The organism is Bacillus sp. NPDC094106, assembly GCF_044764345.1.
GTDB lineage: Bacteria > Bacillota > Bacilli > Bacillales > Bacillaceae_G > Bacillus_A.
This window is the reverse complement of the sequence record NZ_JBIWHY010000001.1, coordinates 1-14,359: the sequence shown is the minus strand read 5'-3', so window position 1 is coordinate 14,359 and position 14,359 is coordinate 1. Positions and strand designations below refer to the sequence as shown.

Annotated in this window: 14 protein-coding genes and 4 pseudogenes; 10 read left to right on the top strand and 8 right to left on the bottom strand. The window is 32.4% G+C overall.

Annotated features, from left to right (window positions below; genetic code table 11):
• Positions 1-30: 30 nt before the first annotated feature.
• Entirely contained in the window at positions 31-429 is a 399-nt protein-coding gene (locus ACIQ7L_RS00085) for a hypothetical protein (protein ID WP_400565286.1), read from the bottom strand.
• Positions 430-1,829: 1,400 nt separating this feature from the next.
• Between ACIQ7L_RS00085 and ACIQ7L_RS00080 the strand changes: the two genes are divergently transcribed.
• The gene (locus ACIQ7L_RS00080; RefSeq protein WP_400565283.1) at positions 1,830-2,465 is read left to right on the top strand and encodes a DUF1232 domain-containing protein; all 636 of its coding nucleotides are present in this window, start codon (positions 1,830-1,832) and stop codon (positions 2,463-2,465) included.
• Between the two features lie 32 nt (positions 2,466-2,497).
• On the opposite strand, the gene ACIQ7L_RS00075 is transcribed toward ACIQ7L_RS00080, so the two are convergent.
• The gene (locus ACIQ7L_RS00075; protein ID WP_400565282.1) at positions 2,498-2,668 is read right to left on the bottom strand and encodes a hypothetical protein; all 171 of its coding nucleotides are present in this window, start codon (positions 2,666-2,668) and stop codon (positions 2,498-2,500) included.
• Positions 2,669-2,921: 253 nt separating this feature from the next.
• On the opposite strand from ACIQ7L_RS00075, the gene ACIQ7L_RS00070 reads away from it, so the two are divergent.
• The gene (locus ACIQ7L_RS00070) at positions 2,922-3,563 is read left to right on the top strand and encodes a cupin domain-containing protein (RefSeq protein ID WP_400565280.1); all 642 of its coding nucleotides are present in this window, start codon (positions 2,922-2,924) and stop codon (positions 3,561-3,563) included.
• 546 nt (positions 3,564-4,109) lie between these two features.
• Positions 4,110-4,247 carry a hypothetical protein gene (locus ACIQ7L_RS00065; protein WP_400565278.1) on the top strand — a complete coding sequence of 46 codons (138 nt, stop codon included), beginning with the start codon at positions 4,110-4,112 and terminating at the stop codon, positions 4,245-4,247.
• 400 nt (positions 4,248-4,647) lie between these two features.
• On the opposite strand, the gene ACIQ7L_RS00060 is transcribed toward ACIQ7L_RS00065, so the two are convergent.
• The 4 genes and pseudogenes from ACIQ7L_RS00060 to ACIQ7L_RS28140 form a co-directional block, all read right to left on the bottom strand.
• Complete coding sequence (locus tag ACIQ7L_RS00060; RefSeq protein WP_400565276.1) at positions 4,648-5,250, bottom strand: DUF1349 domain-containing protein; 603 nt, start codon at positions 5,248-5,250, stop codon at positions 4,648-4,650.
• A 33-nt stretch (positions 5,251-5,283) separates the two neighbouring features.
• The gene (locus tag ACIQ7L_RS00055) at positions 5,284-6,168 is read right to left on the bottom strand and encodes a GNAT family N-acetyltransferase (protein WP_400565274.1); all 885 of its coding nucleotides are present in this window, start codon (positions 6,166-6,168) and stop codon (positions 5,284-5,286) included.
• 447 nt (positions 6,169-6,615) lie between these two features.
• Positions 6,616-7,305, bottom strand: a complete 690-nt coding sequence (locus ACIQ7L_RS00050) for an MOSC domain-containing protein (protein ID WP_400565270.1) — start codon at positions 7,303-7,305, stop codon at positions 6,616-6,618.
• A 10-nt stretch (positions 7,306-7,315) separates the two neighbouring features.
• Positions 7,316-7,435 (bottom strand): annotated as a pseudogene (locus tag ACIQ7L_RS28140) (aminotransferase class III-fold pyridoxal phosphate-dependent enzyme); the annotation flags it as partial.
• A 187-nt stretch (positions 7,436-7,622) separates the two neighbouring features.
• On the opposite strand from ACIQ7L_RS28140, the pseudogene ACIQ7L_RS00045 reads away from it, so the two are divergent.
• Together ACIQ7L_RS00045 and ACIQ7L_RS00040 are read left to right on the top strand one after the other, a co-directional pair.
• Positions 7,623-7,844, top strand: a pseudogene (locus tag ACIQ7L_RS00045) (LysR family transcriptional regulator substrate-binding protein); the annotation flags it as partial.
• A gap of 4 nt (positions 7,845-7,848) precedes the next feature.
• A pseudogene (locus tag ACIQ7L_RS00040) lies at positions 7,849-7,994 on the top strand (LysR family transcriptional regulator); the annotation flags it as partial.
• 79 nt (positions 7,995-8,073) lie between these two features.
• Here the strand turns inward: ACIQ7L_RS00040 and ACIQ7L_RS00035 are convergent.
• On the bottom strand, positions 8,074-8,679 hold the full coding sequence (locus tag ACIQ7L_RS00035) for a PRK06770 family protein (RefSeq protein ID WP_400565268.1): 606 nt from the start codon (positions 8,677-8,679) through the stop codon (positions 8,074-8,076).
• Positions 8,680-8,968: 289 nt separating this feature from the next.
• Between ACIQ7L_RS00035 and ACIQ7L_RS00030 the strand changes: the two are divergent.
• The 3 genes and pseudogenes from ACIQ7L_RS00030 to ACIQ7L_RS00020 all read left to right on the top strand — a co-directional run.
• Positions 8,969-9,121, top strand: a pseudogene (locus ACIQ7L_RS00030) (arginase family protein); the annotation flags it as partial.
• 398 nt (positions 9,122-9,519) lie between these two features.
• On the top strand, positions 9,520-9,837 hold the full coding sequence (locus ACIQ7L_RS00025; RefSeq protein WP_400565266.1) for a DUF4306 domain-containing protein: 318 nt from the start codon (positions 9,520-9,522) through the stop codon (positions 9,835-9,837).
• Entirely contained in the window at positions 9,827-10,126 is a 300-nt protein-coding gene (locus ACIQ7L_RS00020) for a hypothetical protein (protein WP_400565263.1), read from the top strand. The genes ACIQ7L_RS00025 and ACIQ7L_RS00020 overlap by 11 nt, the downstream gene beginning before the upstream one ends.
• 133 nt (positions 10,127-10,259) lie before the next feature.
• On the opposite strand, the gene ACIQ7L_RS00015 is transcribed toward ACIQ7L_RS00020, so the two are convergent.
• Positions 10,260-11,690, bottom strand: a complete 1,431-nt coding sequence (locus ACIQ7L_RS00015) for an IS4 family transposase (RefSeq protein ID WP_400565262.1) — start codon at positions 11,688-11,690, stop codon at positions 10,260-10,262.
• A gap of 204 nt (positions 11,691-11,894) precedes the next feature.
• Here ACIQ7L_RS00015 and ACIQ7L_RS00010 point away from each other — a divergent pair, with 204 nt between their 5' ends.
• Both ACIQ7L_RS00010 and ACIQ7L_RS00005 read left to right on the top strand, forming a co-directional pair.
• On the top strand, positions 11,895-13,064 hold the full coding sequence (locus ACIQ7L_RS00010) for an MFS transporter (protein ID WP_400565261.1): 1,170 nt from the start codon (positions 11,895-11,897) through the stop codon (positions 13,062-13,064).
• Between the two features lie 78 nt (positions 13,065-13,142).
• Positions 13,143-14,054, top strand: coding sequence for a phosphotransferase family protein (locus tag ACIQ7L_RS00005; protein WP_400565259.1), 912 nt, complete (start codon positions 13,143-13,145; stop codon positions 14,052-14,054).
• The last annotated feature ends 305 nt before the right edge of the window (positions 14,055-14,359 follow it).

Sequence of the window (14,359 nt, the reverse complement as noted above, 5' to 3'; positions counted from 1 at the left end):
TTAATTTGAATAATTCTGTTATGATTTACTTTATGCATGATTCAAAGCATTATTTTTATTGAATGATGCCCACTTTTCTTGCAAACTTGAAACAGTTTCTTCTATTTTTTCAGCTATCCCTAGAAATACAATAGTAGTTCGAACAGCCGCTCTACGTATCGCTGTTTTTACTTTAGATTCCTGTGGATGATTTAAATCACTATCATTAACTCCATCTTCTATACAATCAACATTTTCATTTGGCTCATAAAAAATAGTTTCCGTTTCTTGTATTACTTCAGAATCGGTGCTATCAATTTTTCCTGCTATACGTAAAACTGCTGAAGTTGTTTTAACAGCTGCTTTACGTATAGCTTTTCTTGCTTTAGAAGATACAATAAGTACTGTGCTACAAGCTACTCCAAGAGGTGATGTTATAAAACTGAACATACTAACAGCTCCCTTCAATGTGAATATGTTGAGAAATCACAGTTGAATGTATTCTCTTCTCTCGTTAAACGGTGTATGCCCTAATATACAAAATGGGTTTATACTGAGAAGAAACTACACTTTTGCACGCAGGAAATTTTTAAGCTGAAACAATTAAAGACATATTATGTAAATTTCGTAAAAAATATGTTAATTATCCGTTGTGTTTTTGGTAAATTATTGAATAACTGTTGCGTTTTCATTGAATATTTGTTGCGTTTTTTTGTAAATATTGCACAAAAACAAACACCTTTATTAAAGGAATTTAATATACTATAAAAAATCTATAAGGAGGTTTTTTTATGCAGTTGCGAAACTGGAAATACATTATCATTTATCATTTTATTTCTAATTTTCAAACTTTTTTATCGAACATAACGGTTGCACTTTTAGGCGAATTATTTCTTTTCTGTATTCTAAATGTTTTCCCAAAGAAACTTCATAAATTCATTCGTTCAACGATTTTGAATAGTAATATGGGTTTATTACTCACTTAATATTCACATTTTTATTTAAATGATATGAATATGCAACATAACAAAATATTGTTATATAACAATCCATCGCATTGATTAATCTTCTACATTTTTTATTAAAAATATAGCTTATTCCATCTCTGTACATAAATACACCTCTAACAGACACTGTAAGCTTGAGAAATAACCTTCCTTCACTATTTAGACATTTTTCAACTCAAATTCAAAATAAAAATCGTCTACATATACAACAACATGAATGGTAAACATTAAATATCTGGAGCTAATGTATATATACATCAATTAAAAAACCAACATAAAACCCCTCTTTTTAGTGGGAGAGAGCATCTGGCCATGCATAGAAGCGGTCAGGGCCTTTTTCTGCCACATGCGAAGTAAAAACCGAACGAGCAAATAAGTGTAGGTGGCTTTTTATCCTGCATAGCTGGGATCTAGAAATGGATTTATATAGTCAGTCCCTATTGACCCCTGACTACGTATTCATATATAGACTTAGAGGCTTTTAGAATTTTTAAATGCAGTATAATTCTGCTCCAAAGCTAAATATGTGCATCGTACCAGAAATTTAACAAGAAGAGTGATCCTTCTTAAGACTCTTTATCAAACCGTAGCAGCCAGATAACTACGTGTTAATCCTGAGAAGAACAATACATCCTAAGGGTAAGAAAAGCGCTAACCTTATAACTCTCGAAAACTTAGTATATAATTCGAACATATTGACAATATATACACATTTTGTTAGCGATATGTCAATATACATGTATAGTTCTACAAGGGAATACTGTATTATTTTTTTATATTTTTCATACAATATTATGAGCCCCCAAAAATACCATTCTAATTAAATAGAAAGGACAAAACAGTATGTTTGCAGAAAAACAAATTCGCCATTTTGGTTTAATGTTAAAAGAGTTATTAAAGGAACGGTCATTATCTATAAGGAAATTTAGTGAACTTACTAAAGTTGATACAGCTACAATTTCACGAATAATAAACGGAAAACGAAAAGCAACTCCAGATCACTTACAACGATTTGCTGACTGTCTTGAAATTCCTACGTCAGAGTTATTTGTAGCTGCTGGTTATCTTATGGATCAGAAACAGTCAAATATTCAGACATCGATTGAAAGTATTCAAGATTTTCTCGATTCCTCTAATTTTTATACTAAGAAGTTTAGTGCAGAAAGTGTTGAGCAAGAATTAGCTAGATATGAACAATTTTCACAAACAGAAGAAGGAAAAGAGATCATACTTCAAAAATTTGAAGATAAACTTCAAAAAACAGACAGTATAGGGCCGTTTATTAATCAGTTGAAGGATATGTATAAGAAATTTCTCTCGAAGAAGACTACAACACGTGAACTTGCTTTAATTGGAAGTGCACTAATCTATTTTATTTTACCAGTGGATGTTATTCCCGATTATCTTTTTCCACTTGGGTACATAGATGACGCTATGGCTGTCCAAATTGTTACAAATTTATTATCCATTAAAGTATGAAACTCATGTAAAACAAGAAATTGATGATTGAATTAACAAGCGAACGCTGCAGCATACCCAAAGATAATAGACTTTTGTATTGAACAAGACCACCAGCTCCTGTAATTAATATTTAAACCTAGAGAAACAATCTTCTTCACTACTCTTAAATATTTTTTCACCTCAAAACAAATATCTTCTTCGTATACAACAACGTGATTCATTAACGTTTAAACCCCAACAAGAAAGAGCGGTTTCGTAACCGCCTTTTTTTAATCTTAAACTACCTCATATACACCCCGTCATTAATTGGGTATCTCATTTGAACATATTTTTTACAAGTTCACTTATAGATTCCCTTTCGTTTCAGAATAATTTATTCCCCTATTTTTCTATAAATATCACTTCACATTGCTACAACTAGACTCATACCCTAATTTGTATACTTATTTTAAAGCAGAAAGGCAGGAACAACGAATGACCTCTTATATAGATTACACCTCTCCCTCCATCCGATTCACTCATGATTTAAGCACAAGTAATTTCTTTAAAAAAGATGCGCAAAATTATATAAATGTACTTGGAATTAAACAATTAAATACATTAGAAAATACATCCTTACTGGATATCTTCCTAAGCACAGGCAATGTTGTAGAGCCACATGTCCATCAAAATGCTGCTGAACTTGTTTATTGTATTTCGGGAGCTGCTGTCGTTTCGTTACTTAACCCCTTTACAAATCAAATTCTTAATTTCCCTATCAAACCAGGTCAAGTTGCTAATATTCCACAAGGCTGGTGGCATTATGAAATTGCTTCTGTAGACAATACACATTTATTAGCAATTTTTGATGCTCCTACGCCAGAAGTTATTTTTGGATCTGATATTTTAAGACTAACTCCAGCAAATGTAATGGCCCATACTTATTGTCTTGACGAACAACAATGGAAACAAGCTATATCTCCTATTCAATCTACTACTGTCATCGGCCCCCCAACAAACTGTAATCAAAACCGAAATGAAATGTATAACTCAGCATATTCTAATCAAACATATATACAGCAGGCACCTTCTTATTATCAGGAGCAAATTTCTTTTCATCCATACTTGGGATATTAATGTGCATTATTATCCAAAAATAAAATATGCTTAACTCCACTGATGGAAAGCCTTCACCAATCGGGCTTTTACAGGCAGATTATCTCCAACTACCTTCCTCGCTTTTCTCTGAATCTTGAGACGGGGGTATTGCTACCCGCAAATATAGGGATACATTGGAACTTCTATCAGTGGAACTTCTTCTTCACTGCTAGTTATATAAATCCATTTTAATTTTTTGACGTCTAAATCCCTGCTATACAGAATTAAAAGTAACCTATACTTGTTTGCTCTTTCTGTTTTTACTTCGCATATGGCAGAAAAGGAATCTGACCGTTTCTATGCATGGCTAGATGCTCTCTCCCACCTAAAAAGAGGGGTTTTATGTCGTTTTTTTAATTGATGTATATATAATTAAAACCAACTTACTTTTCTCTACAATTTGAGATAGAAAACTTATTGTTCATTCATACAAGATAAATAGATATCGTTATACACTCTCTATCGTAACTTTTACTAGAGTTCATACATATAATATTTATATATTACACTGGAGGTGATAATATCATGAGTAAAGATGATAATTACCGTAAAAACTCTTCTAGCAATAAAGATGTCCGTAATTCTTCTTCCCAATCGCAAAAAGACTTATACCAACAAGGCTATGTAAAGAAAAAAGGATGTAATTGTAATAAAAATAAATAGACCATAGTTTCATATGAAAATTCCCGAAAAACTCCCCATAATTAACCTATTATTTCAGATTAATAGTCTATTTGCATTTTTCATTAAGATTTAAATCGATACAGTAAAACTTTAATCAGTGGGGTTCTTCATCCCCCACTGATTATTAGCCCACACCAATCGGACTTTTACGAGCAGTAATACTCCCACCTAACTTCTTTGCTTTCGCCAAATTTTGAGGTGGGAATATTACTACTCGCAAATAGCAGGATAAATATTAATCACTCGTTCTCCGATTCATGTGTCTTACTTTCATGCAAGATAAAATTTGCCCATATGTTCCACTTATGTAACTCTAAAAATTGTAATTTCTAAACAATAGTAAAGCCGCATTCTTTCATTAGAATGCGGCGAGATTCAATTACATATGTTCAATTATAAAATCAAAAAATTCTGTTTCAAACCCATTATTTTTTGATGGACTACAAGTATAAAATCCTATTTTCACAGGACAATTACCGCGATCTTCCATAAGATGCGCGATTCGAACTTGTTCCCAATCATCGCCCATTTGTTCAGTTCTCACATAAATGGTATAATCACCATTCTTTCGAATAATTCGGAAACAAAGCTGTTGTTTGACGAATTCATTTGAGAAATTTTGTGTCGACCAATCCGAATACCCACTATTCGTCACCACAGCCCCTAAATGTGATGGACCTTCAGGAATATATTCAAGTGATGTTTTTAACCAGCATTCTTCAGATAACATAACAAACAGCCCAGCTTGATCATATGTTGCCCGCGGATTCATACGTAATGAAACTTCAGCTTGAAAGTCTGCAGAGACATCTTCGTAAAATACATGACCATTCATCACTTCGAATCCATAATGTGTTTTTAACCAAAAATCCGTTTCTTCACTTGAATGAACAATAAATGCTTTATCTTTTACCTCATGATATTTTGGTTCATTCATTACTGTAAGTTGTTCTATATGATTGGGTATGTAAGATTTTTTCATAGTCCCTCCATAAAAACCTTTTGAGAGTACACATTAAAATTCAGTTAAGATCGGAAACTTATACTCATTGAAATGAATCTTATTACTGCTTCGAACCATTAAATACTTATTAGACTGAAATTCCTCATATGCTAAATCCTCAATTCCTAACTCATCAGGATAAAAGTAAAACTCAATTCCTGTAAATGATTCAGGGATTTCAGCACATACTTCATCTAAAATTGGTAAAATTGGTGCAAACACTCCAAATAACTTTAGCGTTTCTTCTTTCACTTCATACACAATAAGTGCATCCAATTTCTCTGAATAATATAGCTTGTCATTCCACCTAGCCTCGTACATATTAAAATAAAAAGAAGATTGGTAGTTTAATGTGGAAAATATATTAGAAAGTGGCTGGCTGTCCTCTAGCTTTTCTTTCATTAACTCTATATCTTCTTCATGAAAATAATTTAATTTTCGAAGTGATGAGCCTGTTGTTTCATCACTAGCATATGATAATGTCATCAGATGTTCTTTTATAACTTGAAAACCAAAATTTTCATATAGCTTAGGATGCTCTGTAAATAAAATTGTGCACTCATACTGGCTATCAATTTGTTGTAAAACTTCACAAAGAAGTTGTTTCATCAAGCCTTTTCGACGATAATCAGGATGCGTCATAACCGATTGAATTCCCGCCGCATTCACAGTATTACCATTTACACGGAGTGGTAGAGAAAAACTTGAAACATTAGCAATTACCTTTTCCCCATGAATAAATGAAACTGGCTTATATGTATGATCCCAAAATCCTCTCGCATCAAAATCTTGTAAGGTTTGCACTGAAATACCAAACACTTCTTCAAATAATGAAAATAACTGTTCTTTTCCTGGTTCTTCTACAAGAAAATTTTCGAAAATAGCAACATTCCCCATGTTGTCCCCCCATACATTCATTCCATTAATTTCATTATATTACATTGTCGATTTATGTAATATAATGCTTTCAAATCAATATAGTATCACAAAATATAGAAAAAGAGTTTAAATTATTTTATATTTTGATTTTTTATACAAAACCTAAATAAAAGTATATTAGGATATTTAAATATCTATATTCTATTTTATACAAAATACCCCCACCTTAAAATTTAACGAAAACAAAAAGTTAGATAGGGGATAAATTTCATATTATATTAAACGGCACTCCTAAGGTAGAATTTATTTTCAATAAAAAACAAACTTTTTACTATATTACTATAAAAACGGTGTCCTTGTACTAGCTAAGCAGCCACTTTAAGGACACCGTTTTTTATAAACATTAAAAATAGAATTTTTATTTTATTTTATTTTAATATTCAGAAATATATTAAACACCCTCAGTTATTCACTAATCCCTTCTAGTCGCGCTTTCGTATTTACTTCTTCCCCCATTAAACGTTTTTCAAATGTTTTTTTCCAGCTTGCTGAAAGAGCGTCAACTTCTAAAATCCATCGTATTCCCTCAAAATTTTGTTTTTCTTTGTGCATCATATGGTTTGCATAAGCAATTGAAATACCTTTTGGGTCCGTCTGAATCTTTGCCAGAGAATCTGTCGGTGATACCCATCCTTCTTTTAAAACACGAAAATAAAACCCGGTATATCCTGTGTTTTGAAAATAAAGTGGTAATTTCGGTATATCATACTTTTTCGCTAATTTAAAACAAGGCTGCCTCGGCTGACTTACTTGTACCACCGCTTCCCCAACTTGAAATATATCACCTATACAAACATCTTCTTCAAGCATTCCCTGCACTGTTATATTTTCTCCAAAAGCACCGTATACAAGGTTACGATTCAATTCTTTTTCCCAATATGAATAATGGTTATAGGAATAAACACAAACCGCTTTATCTATTCCTCCATGATGAATTAAATCAGCTTGCCCATCTCCTTCAAATTTTAACGATGATAAAAAGACAGGTTCATTTACTTGTGATTTATTAATACCGGTTCGAATTAAGTTCCCTCCATATGTCACTTCTTTTGGCATGCCTAAATTAAGGGAGACTAATTCATACAATTTTGTCATCCCTACCCCCTCCTTTTGCCGCCTTCACATATAAAGGCGTTACATAATATACTCCTGTTGGCACAGCTTCTTGATATCTTTTATGAAGTTCTTGAGAATAATTCCCCGGTAGTATATTAGATCTCCGCAAAGTTTCATCACCTCATCTATTTTCTCACAATAGTTACATTACTCTTTTACTAATGTGATTATAAATTCCGGAAAAACATTGTTCAATTCAATTATTTATATAATAATGCTAGGTAAATCCTATAATTAGGGGTGATTCCAATCTAATTACGACAATTAGAATACTTTTTAGCAGTTTCGAAAGAGTTACAATGGAATCATTAATTCAAATGGTTTCAAAAGGAATGGGAATTACAGTTTTACCCAAACCGTATATAGACTTTCTACAAAGTGAGCATATTCAATCTATTAGAATCGAGAATCCTAGCCCAACAATCGACATTGGAATTATTTATAGAAAGGACAAATATATGTGTGCTGCTACAAGGGAGTTTATTGAGCAATTAAAAACAATTGTAGATACTTTTTAAAACTATTGTTGTAAAAGAGAATTGTAACAAAAATCAATTAGCATTTAAGTCCATTGAAGCGCAACCATATATAAAGAGCCTGCTATTTATCATAAATCCAGATGGATATCTCCCGTATTACAATTTTTTCTTACGCTATTTAAGGGGTAAATCAAATAACCTTGTCTTAACAGAGTTTTTCTCCAGTATTACGACAAGGTTCTCCCCAAATTATGTATAGTATTTTATATTATTTCTTAACTTGTTCACCATTTGCTATTAATGTACTTCCGGAAAATGTCCCTTTTTGCATAAATACTTTATCAACTAGCTCTTTCTGCTCTGCTTGTGACATTACACCTTTACCTTCGCCAAGATTCCCGCTTTGCAATTTCCAAATCGTATTATGGTCTCTATCTACTTTCTCGTATTTTCCTTGTTTCCATCTCTCTAAAATATCTACATACGTATTTGTATGACTTAGATCATTGCTCTTCACAATTTCTAATAAACTTTCAATTCGTTCTTGCGTTATAAAAATATATCCCCATTTTTGATCCACTTTTACTTTTTGATGAGCCATTTCGTGTAATGCAATTTGTACCTTTTCATCGGTCCACTTAAAGTTTTTATTAAAATCACTATTTGGTAATGAATAATTACCATTTTCTAACAACTCCGCATTCTCTGCTTTCACTTTACTATCAGCTAATACTTCCACTGCAGGAGCCGCTGTTGGTACCTTTTTAGCAGTTGGTTTACTATGATTCATATAATATAAGAGTCCATAAGTAATCGCTACACCGATTACAGCCATCCCTGCAATTACCCCTAGTATTTTTAATAACGTTTTCATTGTGCATGTTTCCTCCCCAGTATTCCATCTCTCGTTTTCTTCACACTTATTAAATATGCTTTTCTATTAAATTTCTTTCTCTATTCCAACTCCTCTACAACACGATTTGACAAGAATATTCATGTATTTCCTTATATTGTATTTCTTTTCAGAATATTGTTGTAAGATTATTCTGAAAAAATAGCGCGATTTTTAAATTGCAACTTTTATCATTCTTGTTAATGAGACGGCACATTATTTTCACTTCATGTAGCCTATAGATTTTCCCACAATAGAAAAACATTTCATTATCAGTATTGATAAAAATGTATTAGATCCTAAAGACACTGTTACAAGTTTGGATCAAGGTCATATGAAATTACCTACACTATTAAAATATATTCATTCAATCATTAACAAAACGACTGTGCATGGTATCGATATTTGTAGTGAAATCCCATTGCCATCAACTTAAGAAATTGGTTGTTCTCCAAAACGAAAAAAAAATATTTTTAAGGATACATTAGTTTTTTTTATAAATGTGACCAAGACCAACTAATATTAAACAAAATGAAATGAATGATAGTATAGTTCCTTGAATTTCATGAAATGCAGTAAAAAATCGTCCATATGAAGTATCCCAGCTGGTTAACGAAATAGAGTAAATAGAAGCTGTCAAATATGTAAAACCAAAGAGAAGGATTCCGGAAAAAATATAAATCGCTCCTATATTTTTTATAATAGATTCACCTCTAGATTGATGTATTATTTGTAATATAAAAAGACCTTTAAAAATCAAATGTCTTTTTTATATTTATGTTATATTCTCCAAGAAAGAAATAAGAAAAAAGAGAGATTGATTTGAAGTTTAGATATGTTGTGCAACTTATCTTTTTATTTTTTGTATTTATTATTTCCGCAGGGTTTGCTTGGTTTGATGGGAGTAATATTGTAAATCGGAATGACCTGTGGGACAGTACAGCTATTTTCACAAAATTCTTTTCTGGTGTGGATGTTGTTTATAATGAATATGATATATCGCAATTAGATTATTTTGTATATGCGGCTAAGATTCATTCGACGTCATTTATGATTATGGTACTTAGTTTTATCTGGTTTTCAGGGATCCTTTTGTATGTATTTCTTAAAAAACGAGGAGATAAATCGTATGCGGATTAGCTTATTATTAAGATACTTCACTTTTTGGTTTTTGATTATTAGCTTAGTAATTTGTACTCATGAATATATGGGAGGAGATAATAAACATCTCTTATTTTTTTCTTTTGGTTTAGATCCAATTATGACAAAAGCTGTATATACAGAACCATATAGAAGTATGATGTTTGATGAGAGTAGTAGTAAAATTTTATATTTTGGGTATGTCTTACATATTTCTCTAGCGTTTTTATATGGGTTATGTCTTGATTTAATTAAATTTGGTTTTAAAAAAGTAAAAGTTTATTTGTAAATAAGGGGTACTGACGCATGCCCATCAAGCTAACCGAGTAACTTACTAGATATGGAAGGATCCTTGGTTCAAAATTAACAATTGATAGAAAAGTAGGCATACTAAAGAAGCCTATTAAAATCTGATTTTTTCGCTAGGCAGCTTGTCTATGCTTCACCGTCGTTTTATACACAATCCCTAGAATATCAAAGACGGTCATTTTCTTATACCGATGACATTTACGACCGTTCTTTTTGAGCAGTAGATAAAGACGATGCAAAATTTTCAAAAGTTCTTCTGTGCCAATGGCTATCGCTTGAAACAGTAACGGAAAGTAATCTTTAATCATATAAATCGCTTTGTATTCACTCAGCTCCTGCTTTGTTTTTTCAAGCAGAAACTGTCGCATTTGAAACATCGTAGAAGAACAGAGGAGAATGCCGATGAGTTGTCCATATAAATGGCACTCTAGACGTTCTCTTTTAATATTTTTACATTCATCAATTTCAAAAAATGACTTCCACGTTTTAAACAAAATTTCAATCTGCCAACGAAGTGAATACAGTGAGTGCACGTAGTTCGTTGGTACTCCTTCTAGAGACGTGTTCGTGATATGTACATTCATACCCATTAAACGTTTACTTTTATCCTTCATGACAATGCCTTTTTTCTTTTCACGTATCGCTTGGTTTTTCAGGCGTGTTTGCGTTTGATCATCGGTTAAACGATGGATAATGACACGTGCTGGAAGCTTCTGATTTTGTCCAATGTATGCCTCGGAAATTTCTATTGTTTCACCAGGGATTAGGCTCGACATCATTTGTGTCATATCAAGCTGTATGTATTCTGTTTGCTTTTTTAACGTGCCGTTGTTGAAGTATTCTGGCTCAGGGTTCTTGATATAAATGCGTGTATTCAGCTTCAACCGCGAGATATAGTAAGCCTCTTTATCATGAATAGTTTGTAAGTCTCCTAAATCGAAGTAACCAAGATCACGTAAACACAAATCGCCCGCCTCTACGGTTTCAAGGCAGATGGTACCGTATGTTTTATCATTATTCTTTCCTGGTCCAAGCTGCACGTTAAGAAATTGACCACTAAGTAAATCATATTCCAATTGGATTTTCACGCCTGCCGTATTACTACTTCCACCTGAACCTTGGTGGTCAGTGGCGAAATGATCAGGCAGTTGAAACACTGTTGCATCTAAAATACGGATACGATTGAAAGTAGAGATCATGTGTGCAGAAAGTGAGTGATTTGAACAGAGTTTTTGTTTGAGAAGAGAAGTAAAGACTTCTCGAAGAAATGCGACAGCTGCTGGATTAAAGCGTTGATTTAGTCCTTCTGAGCTCATAAGTACCCCGGTGAAAGCTTCTAACTGACTGCACAAATGTGTAAGTGATGCGCTGGCTACTTCTTGACTGAGCCATACGCAAAGGGCAATGAGTTCGTTCGCTTGATACTTACTAGATCGCTGTACAAAGCCAACTTGTTTGGCGATATCTTGTAGGACTACTGGAGATAAAAAGTATTGTAGCTCTTGTGCGAAAAGATTCAGCTCATTTGAAATAATAGGATTCATTAAAAACACCATCCTTTCTCATAAACTTCTTACGATAAGCATAGCGTTTTTTTATTTTGAGGATATGATTTTAACTTCGCTTGACGGGCAAGTGGCGAGATGCCTTATAAGAATAAATTATAAATATAGATAAATAAATTGTAATTTACTCTGTTGAAGTGATGCACCTAAAATGAAGATAACAATTATATAAGGGGTAATTTTATGAGTAATAAATTGAAATATTTATTAGGGGTTAGCATTACCGGATTTGGGGATGGAATTCAACAAATTGCCTTGCTATGGTATGTTTTTCATTTAACAGGACAAGCAACTTCTATCGGATTAATGATTGCAATTTATTATATACCAAGTATCATTTTAACACCTTTTGTGTCTGTTTATGTAGATCATCATGATTCTAAAAATATTGTTGTTCTAACAGATAGTATTCGATTTGTACTTGTTTTAATCATGGCAATACTTATTTTCATAAAATTTGAATCAGTATTTATTTTTTACATTATGCAATTCTTATTAGCAGTTTGCTACACCGTTTACAAACCTGCATCTTCTGCATTTATTAAGGAAGCATTCTGTAATCATGATATACCATTTGTTATATCAAAAGCATCTTCATTAAATGAAGCAGCATTACTAGTGGGAACTGGTATATCTGGGTTATTTCTAGTTAAATTTTCTTTAGCCACTAGTTTCTTTATTAATTCTGTAACATTTTTAGTTGCGGCCATTTTCTTTTCTTCTATAAAAAGAATGAACCCTAAAAAAATAAAAAATACAAGAATATCCTACCTTGCAGAATTAATATCGGGATGGCGTTTTATTAATCAAACAGAAGGAATGAAGTACTTACTGTTTTTATCCATTTTGAATAGCATTAGCATACAAATGACAACAACTTTATTATTACCTCTTGCAGAACAGTTTGAAGGAGGTAGCGGACTTTACTCAATATTTGAGATAGCATTTTCAGTAGGAGGAATTATAGCAGGTTTGATTGCTATCTATTTTTTAAAAAAGTTTAAACATAAAGTTATTTTTATTACGATGATGGGTATGGCAACCTCTTCTTTTTTATTATATTTGAATGACTATAAAACAACGGCCGTTATTTGTATATTTATAATGGGGCTATTTACCATGTCGCATTTGATTATTGTGCAAACGTTAATACAGTTGAATACTACAACAGAATATATTGGTAGGGTAATAGGCTTAAGAACAATTCTAGCATCATTTGTTAAGATATCGTCCGCTCTGTCGACTGGTATTTTAATAACTCATATGGGAGTGAATAATATTTTGCTTTTATTTTCTATCTTAATATTGGCTAGCTTTATTACGATTGGAAATATAAAAAAACACATGTATTGAAATGAAGGGAAATACATCTGGAAGATTATTCAGAGATGCTATTACGGGTTGTAAATAACTTGCGAATCGGGGGATAAAATGGTTAATATACGTTCGAAAACAGAAGAATTAAGGGCGAAATTAAAAACTATATTGAATCGAGAATATAAAGAATTGGCTGTTCAGGAGTTAAAAGTAATAGGAAATGGAGTACAAAATATTGTGTTCCGAGGAGATTCGGAAAAAGGACCTTTAGCATTTCGAGTACCTTGGGGACGTGAAGTGAAAAATATAAATGAAGGGTTGTTTAATAGTCGAATTTCATTGCAAAAGGAAGCGGAGCTTTCTAAGTTTTGTAGTTCTAAAGACATTCCAGTGCCAAAGGTTCACGGACTGCACCTTTCTACGGAACTTGATTTTTTAATTTCAGATTACTTGGCTACTGATCATATTCCAATTTCAGCTTACAAAATAGGAGAAGTAGTTAATAAGCTCCATAATATGCCAATTGAAGATTTAAATTACCAACATAGGACTAGGAAATCTAGCAAGTATATAGCTGAACGTCTCGTAAAAAGAGTAGAAGGATTTAATAAAATTACACATTGCGATATTAAATTTCCTGATATATCGATAATCGAAGAGATTCTTAAACAAGCAGATCATGTAAGGAAATTATTACATATGGACATTCGACCAGCAAATCTAATTGGATATAACGGAGAAGTTAAGGCGTTGGTTGATTGGGATAATGCTCTAATTGGTCACCCGCTGTTAGAACTTATGAGGATAGCTGAAACTAATGAAATTGATTGGTGTGAATTTAAAGATGGATATAAGAATAAAGGTATCTTTGAATCTATTCCTCGTATTGTCAGCTTATTTTATCAGCTTGATACAGCGGTAATGCTTGCAAATCTGTTTATAGCGCAACTGAAAATAGAGGATAAAGGCATATTCTATAAAGAGCGTGTGAAAACACTTCATAATGAAATACATAGATATTTATAAAAATAAATACGAGCAAAATGCACAAAATTTTCGTTCTGGGGGTGGTATGTGATTTTAAGTTGATGGGCATGGGGTACTGACGGCAAAACGCGGATTTTATACGTTAATACATTTTTCAGGAGATGAAGCCCTGATTTTTATAGGTCAAGAAAAGAATCAGGGCTTCAATATTTTTTGTTAAGTTAATATGATCATTGAATACGATATTTCATCTTTTAGCAGTTTCTTCCTTACCGAGTTCTAGCCAGTCTTCAAATAGTTGATCATCCTTCAGATCTAGATAATGCTTTAAAAATGCAACAAAC

Excerpts from the sequence above, each read along its gene's own strand:
- ACIQ7L_RS00085 (WP_400565286.1), bottom strand. The coding sequence starts at position 429 with ATGTTCAGTTTTATAACATCACCTCTTGGAGTAGCTTGTAGCACAGTA.
- ACIQ7L_RS00080 (WP_400565283.1), top strand. The coding sequence starts at position 1,830 with ATGTTTGCAGAAAAACAAATTCGCCATTTTGGTTTAATGTTAAAAGAG.
- ACIQ7L_RS00075 (WP_400565282.1), bottom strand. The coding sequence starts at position 2,668 with ATGAATCACGTTGTTGTATACGAAGAAGATATTTGTTTTGAGGTGAAA.
- ACIQ7L_RS00070 (WP_400565280.1), top strand. The coding sequence starts at position 2,922 with ATGACCTCTTATATAGATTACACCTCTCCCTCCATCCGATTCACTCAT.
- ACIQ7L_RS00065 (WP_400565278.1), top strand. The coding sequence starts at position 4,110 with ATGAGTAAAGATGATAATTACCGTAAAAACTCTTCTAGCAATAAAGAT.
- ACIQ7L_RS00060 (WP_400565276.1), bottom strand. The coding sequence starts at position 5,250 with ATGAAAAAATCTTACATACCCAATCATATAGAACAACTTACAGTAATG.
- ACIQ7L_RS00055 (WP_400565274.1), bottom strand. The coding sequence starts at position 6,168 with ATGGGGAATGTTGCTATTTTCGAAAATTTTCTTGTAGAAGAACCAGGA.
- ACIQ7L_RS00050 (WP_400565270.1), bottom strand. The coding sequence starts at position 7,305 with ATGACAAAATTGTATGAATTAGTCTCCCTTAATTTAGGCATGCCAAAA.
- ACIQ7L_RS00035 (WP_400565268.1), bottom strand. The coding sequence starts at position 8,679 with ATGAAAACGTTATTAAAAATACTAGGGGTAATTGCAGGGATGGCTGTA.
- ACIQ7L_RS00020 (WP_400565263.1), top strand. The coding sequence starts at position 9,827 with ATGCGGATTAGCTTATTATTAAGATACTTCACTTTTTGGTTTTTGATT.
- ACIQ7L_RS00015 (WP_400565262.1), bottom strand. The coding sequence starts at position 11,690 with ATGAATCCTATTATTTCAAATGAGCTGAATCTTTTCGCACAAGAGCTA.
- ACIQ7L_RS00010 (WP_400565261.1), top strand. The coding sequence starts at position 11,895 with ATGAGTAATAAATTGAAATATTTATTAGGGGTTAGCATTACCGGATTT.
- ACIQ7L_RS00005 (WP_400565259.1), top strand. The coding sequence starts at position 13,143 with ATGGTTAATATACGTTCGAAAACAGAAGAATTAAGGGCGAAATTAAAA.